This is a genomic window from Pelorhabdus sp. sgz311001, assembly GCF_055901755.1.
The window spans coordinates 220,710-234,736 of sequence record NZ_JBVXUT010000007.1 but is presented as its reverse complement, the minus strand read 5'-3'; the positions used below and the strand labels follow the sequence as shown (position 1 = coordinate 234,736).

At 45.2% G+C, this 14,027-nt stretch carries 16 protein-coding genes and 1 riboswitch; of the genes, 14 read left to right on the top strand and 2 right to left on the bottom strand.

Translation table 11 applies throughout. The annotated features are described in order from the left end of the window. On the top strand, nt 1-610 hold a 610-nt coding region (locus AC0MXB_RS17140; protein ID WP_474040940.1), incomplete at its 5' end, for a cation diffusion facilitator family transporter. On the opposite strand, the gene AC0MXB_RS17135 is transcribed toward AC0MXB_RS17140, so the two are convergent. After that, nucleotides 607-1,416, bottom strand: coding sequence for a hypothetical protein (locus tag AC0MXB_RS17135; RefSeq protein ID WP_474040939.1), 810 nt, complete (start codon nt 1,414-1,416; stop codon nt 607-609). The two genes, AC0MXB_RS17140 and AC0MXB_RS17135, sit on opposite strands and share 4 nt — an antisense overlap. 172 nt (nt 1,417-1,588) lie before the next feature. Here AC0MXB_RS17135 and AC0MXB_RS17130 point away from each other — a divergent pair, with 172 nt between their 5' ends. The 6 genes from AC0MXB_RS17130 to rpsR all read left to right on the top strand — a co-directional run bounded on the left by AC0MXB_RS17130 (nt 1,589) and on the right by rpsR (nt 4,960). Further along, the gene (locus tag AC0MXB_RS17130) at nt 1,589-2,422 is read left to right on the top strand and encodes a mechanosensitive ion channel family protein (RefSeq protein ID WP_474040938.1); all 834 of its coding nucleotides are present in this window, start codon (nt 1,589-1,591) and stop codon (nt 2,420-2,422) included. Then, complete coding sequence (locus AC0MXB_RS17125) at nt 2,423-2,629, top strand: DUF951 domain-containing protein (RefSeq protein ID WP_474040937.1); 207 nt, start codon at nt 2,423-2,425, stop codon at nt 2,627-2,629. It begins immediately after the preceding gene. 102 nt (nt 2,630-2,731) lie between these two features. Then, on the top strand, nt 2,732-3,841 hold the full coding sequence (gene ychF / locus AC0MXB_RS17120) for a redox-regulated ATPase YchF (RefSeq protein WP_474040936.1): 1,110 nt from the start codon (nt 2,732-2,734) through the stop codon (nt 3,839-3,841). Between the two features lie 145 nt (nt 3,842-3,986). Then, nucleotides 3,987-4,274: a 30S ribosomal protein S6 gene (gene rpsF, locus AC0MXB_RS17115; protein WP_474040935.1), complete on the top strand. Its 288-nt coding sequence runs from the start codon at nt 3,987-3,989 to the stop codon at nt 4,272-4,274. Between the two features lie 23 nt (nt 4,275-4,297). Beyond that, nucleotides 4,298-4,714 carry a single-stranded DNA-binding protein gene (locus tag AC0MXB_RS17110; protein ID WP_474040934.1) on the top strand — a complete coding sequence of 139 codons (417 nt, stop codon included), beginning with the start codon at nt 4,298-4,300 and terminating at the stop codon, nt 4,712-4,714. A gap of 15 nt (nt 4,715-4,729) precedes the next feature. Continuing rightward, complete coding sequence (gene rpsR, locus AC0MXB_RS17105; protein WP_474040933.1) at nt 4,730-4,960, top strand: 30S ribosomal protein S18; 231 nt, start codon at nt 4,730-4,732, stop codon at nt 4,958-4,960. A gap of 184 nt (nt 4,961-5,144) precedes the next feature. On the opposite strand, the gene AC0MXB_RS17100 is transcribed toward rpsR, so the two are convergent. After that, the gene (locus tag AC0MXB_RS17100; protein WP_474040932.1) at nt 5,145-6,266 is read right to left on the bottom strand and encodes an amidohydrolase; all 1,122 of its coding nucleotides are present in this window, start codon (nt 6,264-6,266) and stop codon (nt 5,145-5,147) included. Nucleotides 6,267-6,422: 156 nt separating this feature from the next. On the opposite strand from AC0MXB_RS17100, the gene AC0MXB_RS17095 reads away from it, so the two are divergent. The 7 genes from AC0MXB_RS17095 to AC0MXB_RS17065 all read left to right on the top strand — a co-directional run bounded on the left by AC0MXB_RS17095 (nt 6,423) and on the right by AC0MXB_RS17065 (nt 13,948). Then, the gene (locus AC0MXB_RS17095; RefSeq protein WP_474040931.1) at nt 6,423-7,112 is read left to right on the top strand and encodes a nucleoside recognition domain-containing protein; all 690 of its coding nucleotides are present in this window, start codon (nt 6,423-6,425) and stop codon (nt 7,110-7,112) included. Continuing rightward, on the top strand, nt 7,084-7,554 hold the full coding sequence (locus AC0MXB_RS17090; protein ID WP_474040930.1) for a YjiG family protein: 471 nt from the start codon (nt 7,084-7,086) through the stop codon (nt 7,552-7,554). Before AC0MXB_RS17095 ends, AC0MXB_RS17090 begins: the two co-directional genes overlap by 29 nt. 101 nt (nt 7,555-7,655) lie before the next feature. Next, a riboswitch (cyclic di-GMP riboswitch) is annotated at nt 7,656-7,750 on the top strand. A 134-nt stretch (nt 7,751-7,884) separates the two neighbouring features. Next, a complete protein-coding gene (locus AC0MXB_RS17085; RefSeq protein WP_474040929.1) occupies nt 7,885-9,906 on the top strand; it encodes a methyl-accepting chemotaxis protein in 2,022 nt (673 codons plus the stop codon). Nucleotides 9,907-10,066: 160 nt separating this feature from the next. Beyond that, nucleotides 10,067-11,362 carry a hypothetical protein gene (locus AC0MXB_RS17080; protein WP_474040928.1) on the top strand — a complete coding sequence of 432 codons (1,296 nt, stop codon included), beginning with the start codon at nt 10,067-10,069 and terminating at the stop codon, nt 11,360-11,362. Between the two features lie 204 nt (nt 11,363-11,566). Further along, nucleotides 11,567-12,727, top strand: coding sequence for a M20 family metallopeptidase (locus tag AC0MXB_RS17075; RefSeq protein ID WP_474040927.1), 1,161 nt, complete (start codon nt 11,567-11,569; stop codon nt 12,725-12,727). A gap of 71 nt (nt 12,728-12,798) precedes the next feature. Then, nucleotides 12,799-13,455, top strand: a complete 657-nt coding sequence (locus AC0MXB_RS17070) for a nucleoside recognition domain-containing protein (RefSeq protein WP_474040926.1) — start codon at nt 12,799-12,801, stop codon at nt 13,453-13,455. Continuing rightward, complete coding sequence (locus AC0MXB_RS17065; RefSeq protein WP_474040925.1) at nt 13,448-13,948, top strand: nucleoside recognition domain-containing protein; 501 nt, start codon at nt 13,448-13,450, stop codon at nt 13,946-13,948. Before AC0MXB_RS17070 ends, AC0MXB_RS17065 begins: the two co-directional genes overlap by 8 nt. Nucleotides 13,949-14,027 lie beyond the last annotated feature (79 nt).

Genomic DNA, 14,027 nt, shown 5'->3' with positions numbered 1-14,027 from the left:
GCCACCGGAAAATTTGCCTTATGGCATTGCTGTTATGGCGCTTTCGATCATCGTAAATTTTTTCGTAACGGGTCGCTTGCTGAAAGTAGCGAAAGAAACCGAATCAGCAGCGCTCGAAGCCGATGTGGTTCATTTGCGCGCTGATATTTGGACGTCCATTGGCGTTCTCGTCGGTTTAGTTTTAATGGAACTTACTGGCTGGCATTTTATCGATCCGGCTATAGCTCTGTTTGTAGCGCTTATTGTATTTCGGGCGGGTTATAAAATGACGAAACAGAGTATGTATCAATTAACTGATGTAAGTTTACCGGCTTGCGAGGAAGCCAATATTGAGCAAATCATTTGCAGCCATCCAGAGGTCATTGCTTTTCATCGGCTACGAACACGACGCAGCGGCAGCTATCGACTGATTGATGTCCATATCATATTAAATAAGAATATGCATCTTGATAAGGCCCATGCTGTATGTGATATGCTGGAGCAAGAAATAAAGCAAAGCTTTGGCTTATGTGATGTGATTATTCATACAGAGCCTTGCGACTACCACGATGGCATTGGGGCTTGTCCTTTGCCGCCAGTGGAAGATGGAAAGGATAGACGGGAAGGCTAAGCCTTGGGCCGTCTATTTTTTTTAGTTTCAGGAAAGTGCCAGATTGCTCTTTGAGACTTTACGGTGCGTGAGTGGGGAAGGTCAGCGTTGCTTGCTATTGAGGCGGGATCTGGATCAGATTGAGTTGGCGATTTCCGTGGGATGAGCGGATCTATCGGAGTATCGGAGTTGACTGGATCTTGGGAGGCTAAGGAAGGCTCTACCGATGGTTCAGCTTGGGCTGAACTTTTTTGAGCCAAAGATGGATCTAACCGTGTATCAGTTTCGGCTTCTTTTTCGGCTGGAGTTTTTCTGAGAGTCGACGGCGGTGGTGTCATCGTTGTGGGCGGCGGGGCTGCTGCCGTTTTGGTTTTGACAGGATTTTTGGGTGTTAAAATGCCTTCTAGAGAAGGTTCCGGCCCTGGTTCATCAGGGACGCAGGAGCAGCGAACTTGATCAAGCAGACGGCGCAAGAGCTCAAGCTGTAAAATTTGTTCTCCTGTATGGTAAGGCGTATCTACCGCCATATTGCGATTTGCCAGAATTCGAAATAAGTCGACAGGCGCACAGGTTACGCCAAGAAAGTCGCTGGTAAAGGAAATTTTGCACAATAGTAGATCGAGAAAAATATCAATCAACGTACCGGCGTTATCCATGCGCAGAACGGCTCGTTCAAAGACCTCTTTTGGTACGCCAGGTGTTCGCTGAATTTCCTCAGCGGCGCCAACGAGCAGCCTTTGGGAAGCGACGAGAACTTGATAATTTGGCATAACAGCGTTAATGTCAGCCATAATGGTTGTAATAATTTCCTGGGAAAGGTTAGCCAAAATCATCTCCTCCCTTCTGGTTTACTATATGAGAAAAACTGCAAGATTAGGACGGCGCTTTAGGCGGTAAGCAGGAATTTGCCTACTCTAAGTGGTAATAAGCATAAGATGTTTTTTCTAATAATAGCAACTTAGGAGAAGCCATAGGCTGCTATGTATAAGGGAGGGTAAAGTGAGCGATATTATATCGGCAAGTGTACTGTTAGACATTGGCAGCCATTTGTTCCGGCTGGCCCTCATTGTAATCATTACCGTTTTTTCTTTGCGATTTATTGGCGTGGTCGTCGACCATTTGTTTATGCCGAAACCAGGGAGCACTTTTTTTTACTTGGAAGAACGGCGGGCAAAAACGCTCACAGCGCTATTAAAGAGTATTATTCGCTATTCCGTTTATTTTTTTGCCGGGATTTCCGTACTCCACGAATTTCAGATTGATACAACATCTATTTTAGCTGGCGCTGGGATTTTGGGGCTTGCTGTCGGTTTTGGCGCACAAAGTTTGGTGAAAGATGCCATCACTGGTTTTTTCATCATTTTAGAAGATCAATATTCCGTAGGCGATTATATTGCCTGTGGCTCCTTAGCGGGAACGGTTGAGGAAGTGGGCTTTCGCGTAACAAAACTGCGTGATGCGAACGGCATTTTGCATATTATCCCCAATGGCACAATTCAGCTTGTGAGTAATCATACCAGAGGGCATACGTTGGCGGTCGTTCTTGTACCTGTCAGCTATGAAGCGGATCTTGATCAAGTTTTTTCTCTGCTGGATCAGATATGCCACGATGTAAAAGAAGAACTTGATGTAGTTTTGGCTTTGCCGCAGGTTCTTGGCGTCGTGGAACTTAAGGAAATGAATCTCGTCATTAAAATACTCGCGCAGACAGTACCGCTACAGCAAGGAAAAGTTGAGACGCTGCTGCGTTATAAAATCAAGCAGGCATTTGAAGCGGCAGAAATTCCTCGTCCGCAGTTTTTTGGGCCTGAGGCAGTAAAGGAGAAGAAGTAGATGATTGTACGCTATGATGTAGGCGATGTAGTGAAAATGAAAAAAACTCACCCCTGCGGCGGCAGTGAGTGGGAGATTTATCGAACCGGAATTGATTTTGGCATTACCTGCTTGACTTGCGGTCGAAAGGTTATGGTGCCGCGCGTGAAATTTGAAAAGGCCGTAAAGACTATACTTAGAAAAGCCGGAGCGACCGATTCCAAATGATTTAGACGGACTGATTCGCTGGGGAGAAGAGAGGCTTTTCCCTGGCATTTTTCTGTGCTATGATAGCTTTATAGATTTTGAAGATAAAGGTGGAACTATTTGATGAGTACAAATTTAGAAGTCGGTATTGTCGGTTTGCCTAATGTGGGCAAGAGTACTTTATTTAATGCGATTACCAAAGCAGGCGCCGAGGCGGCTAATTATCCTTTTTGCACGATTGAGCCGAATGTGGGCGTAGTAGAAGTGCCTGATGAACGGTTGACTCGTTTGGAAACCATGTTTAAACCGAAAAAAACGACACCTACGGCTATGCGATTTGTTGATATTGCCGGCCTTGTTAAAGGCGCTTCGACTGGTGAAGGTCTCGGCAATAAATTTCTTGCCCATATTCGGGAAGTTGATGCGGTAGCGCAAGTCGTTCGTTGCTTTGCCGACGAAAATGTAACCCACGTGGAAGGCGGCCTTGATCCGCTTCGAGATATTGAAATTATTAATACAGAGCTTTGCTTAGCTGATTTGGAAACCGTGGAAAAACGGATGGAACGTCTTGGCAAAATGCTCAAAAGCGCCGATAAGAAAAAAGCGCAAGAAGAGCTGGATCTTTTGAATAAAGTAAAAGCTTCCCTCGAAGAGGCCCAACCGGCTAGACGGATTGGTCTGACGGAAGATGAAATAGCCGCTTTAAAGGAATTGACGCTTCTGACATTAAAACCAGCCTTGTTTGTAGCGAACTTAGGCGAAGACGAAGTGGCTGAGCCGGAAAGCAATGCTAATTATTTGAAAGTAAAAGAATACGCCGAAGGGGAGCAGGCGGCTGTAATTGCCGTTTGCGCTAAGATCGAATCAGAAATTGCTGAACTGGATGATGAGGAAGCTCGGATGTTTTTAGCGGACTTAGGACTTACAGAGTCTGGTCTTGATAAGCTCATTAAAGCAAGCTATTCTCTCCTTGGTCTCATGACTTTCTTTACGGCCGGTGAACAAGAAGTTAGAGCCTGGACGATTCGGCGTGATACGAAAGCGCCGCAAGCGGCCGGAAAAATTCATACTGATATCGAGCGGGGTTTTATTCGCGCTGAAATCGTCTCTTTCTCTGATCTTATGGCGTCAGGCTCCAATCAGGCGGCGAAAGAAAAAGGCCTTGTTCGTCTCGAAGGCAAGGAATATATTATGCAAGATGGCGATGTTACCTATTTTAGGTTTAATGTGTAAGTCTTTTTGCGCTTTTGCTTGCTTTTGATAAAAGAATGATCTATACTATATTAGTCAAGGACAAGTATCGGTTTTTTTTGGCTTAGGCCGAGAAACCCTTCCTGCCCCGCCACGGGGCCATTAGTCCAAAGGAGGAGGTGATTTCGTGAGAAAGTACGAAGTCGTGTTTATTTTCCAAGTGTTAGAAGAAGAGGCTACAAATGCAGTTATTGCTAAATTTGAAAACCTCATCACTAACAATGGTGGTGAAATCGAAAAACTCGACCGTTGGGGTAAAAAACGGTTGGCTTATGAGATTAAAGACGTTATGGACGGCTACTATGTATTGGCAACGTTCAATGCAGAGCCGGCAGTTGTTAAAGAACTCGATCGTGTAGCTAAGATTACTGAAGAAGTTCTTAAGCACATGGTTGTTAAAGTAGACGAGAAATAATTACAGGCCAGGGAGATGAAACCATGAATAAGGTTATACTAGTTGGTCGCCTTGCCCAAGATCCTGAAGTGCGTTATACGCAAACCGGCAAAGCAGTGGCATCTTTTTCACTTGCCGTAAATCGCTATTCCGGTCAAGGACAAAGCGAGGCCGATTTTATACCCATTGTGGCATGGGAAAAACTGGCCGAAATTTGTGGCAACAATCTAACCAAAGGACAACGGATCCTCGTTGAAGGTCGTTTAACGATCCGCTCCTATGAGGGCAATGATGGTCAAAAACGGCGTGTTGCCGAAGTCATTGCGCAAAATATGGAGTTCTTAGAACGAAAAGGTTCCCATGAGGCTAGTGGTGCTCCGGCGCCTAGCTCAAGTGCGAAACCCATTGACGCCAGTTCCTTTGGCAAAGAAGTCTTCCCTGAAGAGGAAATTCCATTTTAAAAGGGAGGTTATCACGTGAAGCGCGAAAGAGGCAGAAAACCGAAGAAAAAAGTTTGTAGTTTCTGCGTTGATAAAATCGAACATATCGATTATAAAGACGTTCCCAGACTACGCCGTTATACGACTGAACGCGGCAAGATTTTACCGCGCCGTATTTCCGGCAACTGCGCCAAACATCAACGTCAGTTGACGATTGCCATTAAACGGGCAAGAAACATCGCTTTGTTGCCGTTTACAGCAGAATAAATCGGATATACATCAAGAGAGCTCTAGTGAGCTCTCTTTTTATTTGACGAAATAAAAATCTTGTGTTAAATTTAATATAGTTAAAGTAAAAGCATTAAAATTTAACTTAACCGATCCCTTTTATTCCAGTAAAGAAGCCTCGCTTGCAGCGAGGCTTCTTTACTTATTTGTAACTTCAGCGGGATTAAACGCTAGCTTTAGTTTTTTTGAGTATTTTCCTAGCGGCATAGACAAGAATGGCTTGTCCTGTCGGCAAGGCCTCTTTCTTAAAGGTCATGTCAGGATGATGAATCCCTGGCGTCAAGTCACAGCCTAGGGCAAAGTAGCCTGCTTTTAGTGACGGTTTCTTCTTGATGTAAAAGTGAAAGTCTTCGCCGCCCGTTGTTTTAAGTGGTTCGTGAAGTCCGGATGGTCCATAAACGGCAGTAATGGCTTCTGCTAAGAGTGCAACCATATCATCTGTATACTCCGCGGCGGGTATTCCATTGTAGTTTGTTACACTGACGGTTGCCCCCACTGTAGCCGCGGCGGCGTGAATGGCTTGTTTGGCTTTTTCCAGTAACGCTTGCATTGTGCCATTGCGCTCAGAACGGACGTCCCAAGTGACTGTTGCTTCGGGCGGAATCGCATTGGTGACGCCGGAATCGCAGTTGAGCCTTGTGGCTTTAATGCTGTAAGACTCAACAGGATTCATGTGGATGGCATTGACAGCCATAATGGCGGCAGCTGCTGCATCAAGGGCATTGACGCCCAGATGGGGCCGTGAGCCATGGGCCGGGACACCGTGAAATATGGCCTCAAGGCGTTCTGAGGCGGCATGATACAAAGCCGGGACGGATTGCTTTATTGTGAGATCTTCGATTGGCCGTAAGTGAAGTCCTAAAATCATATCAACATCATCAATAGCGCCGCCTTCGATCATGGCCAGAGCGCCTGTACCGAGTTCTTCGGCTGGCTGAAACAGGATTTTTAACTTTCCTTGTTGGATTGAGTCGGTTTGAATCAACTCTTGGGCGGCAGCAAGCACCATAGCGCAGTGGGCATCATGACCGCAGCTATGGATCGCACACAAGACGCCGTTGATTTTATGACCTAAAGCATCCATGTCGGCTCGTAAGGCTAGAGTGGGACCAGGCACGCCGCTGTCATATTCACCAACGAGTCCTGTGGTATGATTAATCCCTTCCGTAACAACGAAACCCGCTTGTTTTAATTTGTCAGCTAGAAAGGCCGCTGTCTTATACTCTTGAAAGCCTAGTTCAGGCATGGTGTGTAGTGAATCATATAGTTTAATTACATTTTCCATAAAATCCCCTCCTTGCTAAAGTGTAATCAATCTAGTATAATTTAGCAATAATAAAAAGATTTATATAAACTGCATAATAATAATTTGCTACTTTTGTTTCCCCTACAATCTATATAGAGGTGGATCTATCACAATATTATTAAGGGAGTGGATGAGATGGAGGAAGAAAAGAATACTTCTTCGCCGCAGAAATGGAAAGTCGGAATAGGAGCTTATATTGCACTGATTGCGGCAATTTTGTTTTTTTCCGGGCTATTTATGAAAGTGGAAGGTTTTAAATGGCTCAGCGCCTTTGACTATACGTCCTTAAGCGGCCAGTTTGGTACGATGAAAGATCCTGCTAAGGCGAATTTTATCGGCATCGGCGGAGCGAGTGCTAAAGCCGGATTTTTATTTGCTTTGTCCCTTGTACCTACCGTTATGTTAGCGCTTGGCTGTTTAGAAATTTTTTCCCACTACGGTGCGATTCGAGCGGCTCATAAGTTGCTTACACCGTTTTTAAAACCGCTGCTAGGAATTCCCGGACTTACGGGACTAGCCATGATTACCGATTTGCAAAGCACTGATGCCGGCGCGGCGCTTACGAAGGAACTCTATGATAATGGTCAGATTACGGAAAAAGATCTTATTGTAATGGGAGCTTGGCAATATTCTGGCGCCGGGTTAATTAATAACCTTTTTTCGATTGGTTCAGCCTTGTTCGCTTTTTTAACGGTTCCTGTTATTATTCCGTTAATTTTAATGTTTCTACTAAAATTTGTCGGCGCAGTGTTTGTCCGGTTTGTCTTGAATACAGTCTATAAGGGGGATTTTACTGATGAGCAGCCAGAACCCAAAAATTTCTAATAATCCTCTTGATATATTCGTCATTGGCGCCCGCAAGGGCTGGAATATCGCTATTAATAATTTAATGCCAAATGTATTAATGGCCTATGTGATTGCTGAAATCCTACGTATTTTGGGGATCATGGCCTTTATCGGTAAGCTCTTTGGACCGGTTATGTCTCTATTCGGTTTGCCTGGTGAGGCGGCTACAGTACTTATGACAGCTTGGCTTTCTTCATCAGCTTCGGTGGGGGTAGCAGTCAATCTAATCAATCAAGGGACGCTAAATGGAACGCATGCGACAATTTTGCTTCCAGCGATTTTCTTGATTGGATCACAATTGCAGTATATGGGAAGATTGCTCGGTGTAGCCGATGTTCCAAAAAAATTTTGGCCGCTACTCATGTTGGCAAGTATTATTAATGCGGCTATTGCCATGTTTATTATGCGCTTTTTTGCTTAGAGCAGACCAGCCGCCGGAGCAATCCGGCGGCTTTCCAATGCTTGACAAGGAATAGTTCCTTCGTTATGCTATAAAGAGTGTAAACGAACTCGGGCTAATACAATTTCTATAGGCAAACTTATTGAAAAATAAGGACGCAAAGCCATGGGTCTAAGGGTATTTCGCAAGGAGTACTGATGACTGCCAGGTTGCACTAGCACTATAGGAGACTTTGATAAGTCTTTTTTTTTATCGCAAAATTGGCGCTTTGTAATAAATCCTTATTTTCTTTTCAAGTACTCTCGAATTTCTTTACGCAAATTCAATGTAGGTATTAGGAGGAGAAGAAAATTGGATTTTATAGGACGGATTCGCAGCAGCCTGCAGGCAAAGGTGATTTGTTTGGCTGTACTCGCCCTACTTGTATCGCTAGGAGTTTTAGGTTGTCTTAATTTTTATACGGCTAGAAACCTTTTGGTAGACGACGCGAAAGAAGATTTGATTCACCGTGTAGACGGCTATAGCCAGGAAATCGGCCTGTGGTTTGATTCACGCAAGCGGGAAGTATCGCTTTTGTCGACAAATCCGCTAGTGTTAGCGGGACCACAGCCGGAAACAATCGCTTATTTAGCGGCAGAAACCAAGCGCAATCCTATTTTTTCTCGGTTTTGGATCGTAGATCGCGCTGGTAACGGCGTTCACTCCACTGGAGATAAGACGAATATAGCGGATCGTGATTATTTCAAACAAGTAATGTCTACAGGCGAGGTTGTTGTTACTGACCCGATTATTTCTAAAGTTGACGGATCGATTGTCGTATCGGTTGTAGCGCCAATCAGAGTAAATAACCAGATTGTGGGCGTTTTTGGCGGTACGGTAAACATGGACAGCTTAATCGCCCGCTTTGGCGAAATTAAAGTCGGACAAAGCGGTTATGCTTACGCCATAAGGACGGATGGTACTGTTATTATTCATTCTGATAAAAATAAAGTCCTTAAACAAAATACAATAACTGATCAGGATATTGAGGCAAAACTAAAACAAATTAGCGAAAAGATGGTGCAAGGTGAAAAGGGACTTGGCGATTATGTCTATGGCGGACAGGAAAAGTATCTGGCCTATGCACCAATTCCGGGGACAAAATGGAGCCTTGGTTTAAATGTACCTGAAAAAGAAGTTACAGTTAAATTAAGACCATTAATGCTTTCCTCCCTAGTGACGAGTATTGTAATTTTATTGCTTACCTGCGCTGTTTGCATTTATGGCGTAAAGCGATTTACGCAACCGATTCTTCGCCTGAATGCAGCAATTAGCGAAGTGGCTCAGGGTAATCTTGTTTTGGTTGCCAGCCAAGCACGCAATATAAACGAAGCAGATCTTTCGCAGCGAGATGAGCTGGAACGAATGGTTGCACATTTTTATGGCATGGTTGCCGGACTGCAGAAACTAGTTAAGCAAATTATTCATTCGGCGGAACAGGTCGCTGCTTCTTCCGAGGAGTTAACGGCAAGTGCCGATCAATCTTCCCAAGCAGTCAATCAGGTAGCTGCTTCGATCAGTGCTGTAGCGGCAGGGGCGGAAGGCCAGGCCGCGAGTATTGAAGAAGCGACCAGGGCCATTAGCAATATGTCGTCAAGTATAGAACAAGTTTCTACCCATGCCTCAACTGTGTCTGCTACTGCTGCCGATACCGCGAAGGCCGCTGAAGGTGGACAGAGCGCTATCGGTGCGGCAACAACGCAAATGGCTCATATCGAAACAGCTGTAACCGAATCGGCTGCAGTGGTGAGTAAGCTGGGGGATCGATCCCAAGAAATCGGCAAAATCAGCGATACGATTTCGGGGATTGCCGGACAGACTAATTTACTTGCTTTGAACGCGGCGATTGAAGCGGCTCGGGCGGGCGAAGCCGGTCGCGGCTTTGCCGTTGTGGCTGAGGAGGTACGTAAATTAGCTGAGCAATCCGGTGAGGCGGCGCAGCAGATTGCTCAAATTATCAATGAGATTCAAACAGATACCGAAAAAGCCGTAGTGGCTATGAACAGCGGTACGGAAGAAGTCAAACGGGGCAGTGAAGTTGTTGCCGCGGCCGGTTCATCGTTCCAAAGTATTGTTGGATTCATTGAGAAAGTATCACTTCAGGTACAGGATATTACCGCTGCAATCCAACAGACTTCCAGCGGCAGTCAGCAAATTGTTGCCGCGGCGCAGCAAATCGATAAAATTAGTCAGACAACTGTTCAGAAGACTCAGAATGTGTCAGCTGCTACACAAGAGCAATCCGCTTCAATGGAAGAAATTGCGGCATCGAGTCAGGCTTTGGCCAAGATGGCAGAAGATCTGCGTAGTTCTGTCGCTCATTTTAAAGTATAAATTTTTATAGAGTAAATAAAGGCTGTTTTGGTAAGGGCTTGAAAGTCTCTTAGCAAGGCAGTCTTTTTTTGTTCTTCCGGCTTATTCTTGCATCGATCTGGTAAATCGGCTACGATAAATGTAACTTAGAAAAGCTATACAGCGGAAAGGGACGGTTTGATTGCATATTCGTCTGGGTTTATTGGGAGCAGAGGATTCGCTGCCGGTCATTGAAGCAGTCGCCAAGGATTACAAAGAGTTTTCTTGCCAGTCTTTTCGCTGGTCCAAGATTTCTGAAATTGTCTCAATACTGCAAGAGCATGATAAGGATGTAGATATGTGGCTGTTTGCCGGACGAATTCCTTATTTAACGGCGCAAAGCTGGGGTGGTTTGACTAAACCTTGTTTTCATCTTCCCTATAAAGGCGCTAGTCTCTATCGGACGCTTTGTGAGATTTTTTATAAGCAGTCGATCACAATGCAAGAAATTAGTTTTGACTCGATTCTCTATGAAGATTTAAAGCTTGTTTTCGCGGAATTGGGGATTGATGAGGAGCCGACTTATGTGCGGCCCTTTGTCGTGGGCATGACGGAGGCCGAAGGCGTCGATTATCATTACCGTCTGTGGCGGGAAGGAAAGACAAAGCTTGCGGTGACCTGCGCTTTTAATACGAAAAAGGGCTTAGAGCAACTCGGTGTTCCCTTTTATCGCGTCTTACCAGCCCGGTCAGCTGTAGAGACAGTACTTCAGTCGATGCTGCGTCTTGCCGAAATGGAACGAATGAAAGATGCGCAAATTGCTGTACAGATGTTTGCTTGTGACGTTGTGACAGATGCCGAGGGGGAGTGGCTGTCAGCAGATGATCTTTACCGTCGGGAACTAAAAGTAACACAGGAGCTGTTAGCTTATGCGAAGGAAGTCCAAGGCTCTTTGAAGCATTCTACGGCAGGGCGTTATGTCATTTTTACGACGCGAGGCATGTTGTCTTTGGCTACGCAGGGGTTTACACAAAAAGCGATTGTTAAGGGATTAGAGCAGGCTCATTGCGGCATTGGGATTGGCCTATCGGCCTATGAAGCCGAATTTCACGGGGCAAAAGCCTTAGTGGCTGCTAAGCAGCAGGGGCAAGGCGCCTGGATGGTTTATTTTGACGATAAACGCATTATGGGCCCCTTGGGGCAAGCAGAGCAGCTCAGCTATTCCTATCACTCTGCCGCGCTGCAGACCATTAGCGACAAAACATCGCTCAGTATGGCTACGCTCGAGAAACTACTTGCTGTAAAGCGACGTTATCCTCGCAGCGAGATTAGCGCTCAAGAGCTAGCTAGTCAACTCAAAATTATGCCGCGCAGTGCTAGACGTATTCTTTTTGCCTTAGAAAGCAACGGTTATGCCGAGGCCGTGGGTGAAGAAAATCCCAGTTTGAAAGGAAGACCGCGGAAATTATATCGATTGATTTTGGAGCCGGAGAGTTGACGTATATTTTTGAGTTATAGTCTTTAACTTGACAGATTTGTTACAGGTATACTATAATTCCAATTAAGGACATAGCCTAAATGAGGCCTAAAATAAACAAATAGTGTGTTCATAAAAACAAAAAAGCCGTTTAATCCCGTTCTGTTTGGCGAATTAGACGGTTTTTTTATAGCACTATGCGTTTTTACCAAAGGAGGAATTTGTATGAATCAGCAAAAAACAGCCGCCTTTTCGTATATCGACGGGCATCGTGACGAAATGATCAGTTTATGGCAGGAACTTGTTACCATGGAGAGCGGTTCGCTGCACAAAGCGGGCGTAGACGCTGTGGCGAAACGCATTGGACAAGTCTTAGATGATGTTGGTGCAAAAACAGAATTTGTTGAGTTTGAACAGGCTGGCAATCTGTTAGTAAGCCATGTTGATGCAACAACAGAGGCTCCTAGTGTAATTTTTATGGGACATATGGATACGGTTTTTAAAACAGGTACTGTAGCGCAGCGTCCTTTTTGCATTAAAGACGGCAAAGCTTATGGCCCTGGCGTTCTTGATATGAAAGGCGGCATTGTAGCTTTTTTATATGCTTTAAAAGCTTTAAAAGCAGCAGGCTATGATAAACGGCCGCTAAAAGTGCTCTTAGCTGGCGACGAAGAAGTAGGACATGAACATTCGACGGCAGCACAGCGTATGATGGCTGAAGCTAAAGGAGCGGCAGCGGCTTTTAACTGTGAAACTGGGTTTATTGATGACGGCATTGTTGTTGGCCGCAAAGGCACGGCTCGCTTTATTGTAGCTGTAAAAGGCGTGGCTGCTCATGCTGGCAATGATCCGGAAAATGGCCGCAATGCCATTATTGAATTGGCTCATAAAGCGATTGCAATTCAAGCACTTACGGACTGGGAGGAAGGGACGACAGTGAATGTCGGCGTAATCAGCGGCGGTTCTGTTGCCAACGCTGTACCGGAACATGCTCAGATTGTCGTAGATATTCGCTATAAAAAACCGGAAGCCATTGTAAAGATGGAAGAGTCGATTCGCAGCGTGGCAGCAAAGACTTATATTGAAGGAACGACAACGACGGTAACACGCCGTCCTGGTATTGAAGCCATGGAAACAACGGCAGGCGTGAAAGAACTGTTTGCTCTTGTAGCCAAGGTTTATGAAGAAAATGGTTTTGGCAAGCCTTATGAAAAAGCCGTGGGCGGCGGGGCCGATTCGGCTTATACGGTTATGGCGGGAGTACCAACTGTCTGTGCTATGGGCGTAAAAGGCGAACGCAATCATAGCCCGGAAGAGTATGCGCTAGTAGAAAGCTTATTTGAACGGGCGAAGCTTTTAGCGGCTTGCGTACTGGAGCTTGATTGAATTTGAAGGGGACGGGGAGCGTAAAGCTCCCCGCAACTATATAACAAACTATATATAAGGAGAGGTTTTCATTGACAGAGCAAAATGAACAAGTCTTGAAAGTTACCTGGAAGGGTTGGCTTTCCTTGGCCATTCTCGTAATTTCATTGTCAGGTATATTTACGAGTGCGCCAGCTCCCTGGAAGGCTCTTGATTTTATGGTACTTACTGGCCAGTTTGGCGAAGTTGCTAAAGGTATTATTTTTACGGGGAAAGGCGGTCTTGGGGCCAAAGACGGTTTTATGTTTGCCTTGACGCTGATTCCTACAGTTATGTTTGCCCTCGGCTCGATTCAAGTTGCTGAATCGCTTGGCGCTTTGCGGGCGGCGGAGCGTTTGTTTCAACCGTTATTAAAGCCACTTTTAGGGATTCCTGGCGTAAGCGGTCTGGCTTTTGTTAGCTCCTTTACGAGTACCGATGTAGGCGCGGTTATGACGAAAGGGCTAGTGGAAGATGGCTTGATTAGCGATAAAGAAAGAACCGTTTTTGCTTCCTATCAATTTGCTGGATCGGCTTTTATTGTGAATACCTTTGGTACTGGCGGGCCGCTTCTGCCCATTAGTGTATTGCCCATTGGTGTTTTGCTATTAGTTATGTTTATTTCAAAAATTATTGGCACAAATATAGTACGTTTTTATCTGAACTGGCATGAGAAAAAAGCGGTGAAAGGATTGGAAAGTCATGGCTGAAGTGAAACCGACCGAAGATGCTCTTCTTAGTTTAAAACCAAGTTTAATTGAAGAATTTGTAAAAGGCGCGAAAAAAGGTTTTTATGTCGGTGTGGAAATGATTGCACCGGCCATGGTATTTGCTTATGTACTCATTTTATTTCTTAATCTAACAGGCATTATGCCGATTGTCGGTAAACTGCTTGGTCCGGTTATGGCGCTGTTTGGGTTACCTGGTGAAGCGATCGTTGTGCTTACGGCCGCGTTTTTTGCCAAGGCTGCAGGTTGTGCGGCGGCAGCTACACTATACGCCAATGGTGTTATTACAGCCGCTGAAGCAACCATTCTTTTTCCAGCCTGCATTATTATGGGAACCCTTGTGGGGAATTTTGTTCGCGTTGTGCTTGTATCGAATACGAACCGTAAATGGCAGCCGCTGCTCCTAGCAACCGCGTTTATTGATGCAGCTATTGGCATGTGGCTGACGAAACTTCTTCTCTTGTTTTTTTCCTAAAGTAGAATTAGTACTGGCAGTTTGCGGCGGCGTTGACAGCGCTAGCTCCCTATGGGACAATAAAGAAAGAGTTTATTTT

Excerpts from the sequence above, each read along its gene's own strand:
- AC0MXB_RS17065 (WP_474040925.1), top strand. The coding sequence starts at position 13,448 with ATGGCTGAAGTGAAACCGACCGAAGATGCTCTTCTTAGTTTAAAACCA.
- AC0MXB_RS17110 (WP_474040934.1), top strand. The coding sequence starts at position 4,298 with ATGAATAAGGTTATACTAGTTGGTCGCCTTGCCCAAGATCCTGAAGTG.
- ychF (WP_474040936.1), top strand. The coding sequence starts at position 2,732 with ATGAGTACAAATTTAGAAGTCGGTATTGTCGGTTTGCCTAATGTGGGC.
- AC0MXB_RS17075 (WP_474040927.1), top strand. The coding sequence starts at position 11,567 with ATGAATCAGCAAAAAACAGCCGCCTTTTCGTATATCGACGGGCATCGT.
- AC0MXB_RS17125 (WP_474040937.1), top strand. The coding sequence starts at position 2,423 with ATGATTGTACGCTATGATGTAGGCGATGTAGTGAAAATGAAAAAAACT.
- AC0MXB_RS17100 (WP_474040932.1), bottom strand. The coding sequence starts at position 6,266 with ATGGAAAATGTAATTAAACTATATGATTCACTACACACCATGCCTGAA.
- AC0MXB_RS17090 (WP_474040930.1), top strand. The coding sequence starts at position 7,084 with ATGAGCAGCCAGAACCCAAAAATTTCTAATAATCCTCTTGATATATTC.
- AC0MXB_RS17095 (WP_474040931.1), top strand. The coding sequence starts at position 6,423 with ATGGAGGAAGAAAAGAATACTTCTTCGCCGCAGAAATGGAAAGTCGGA.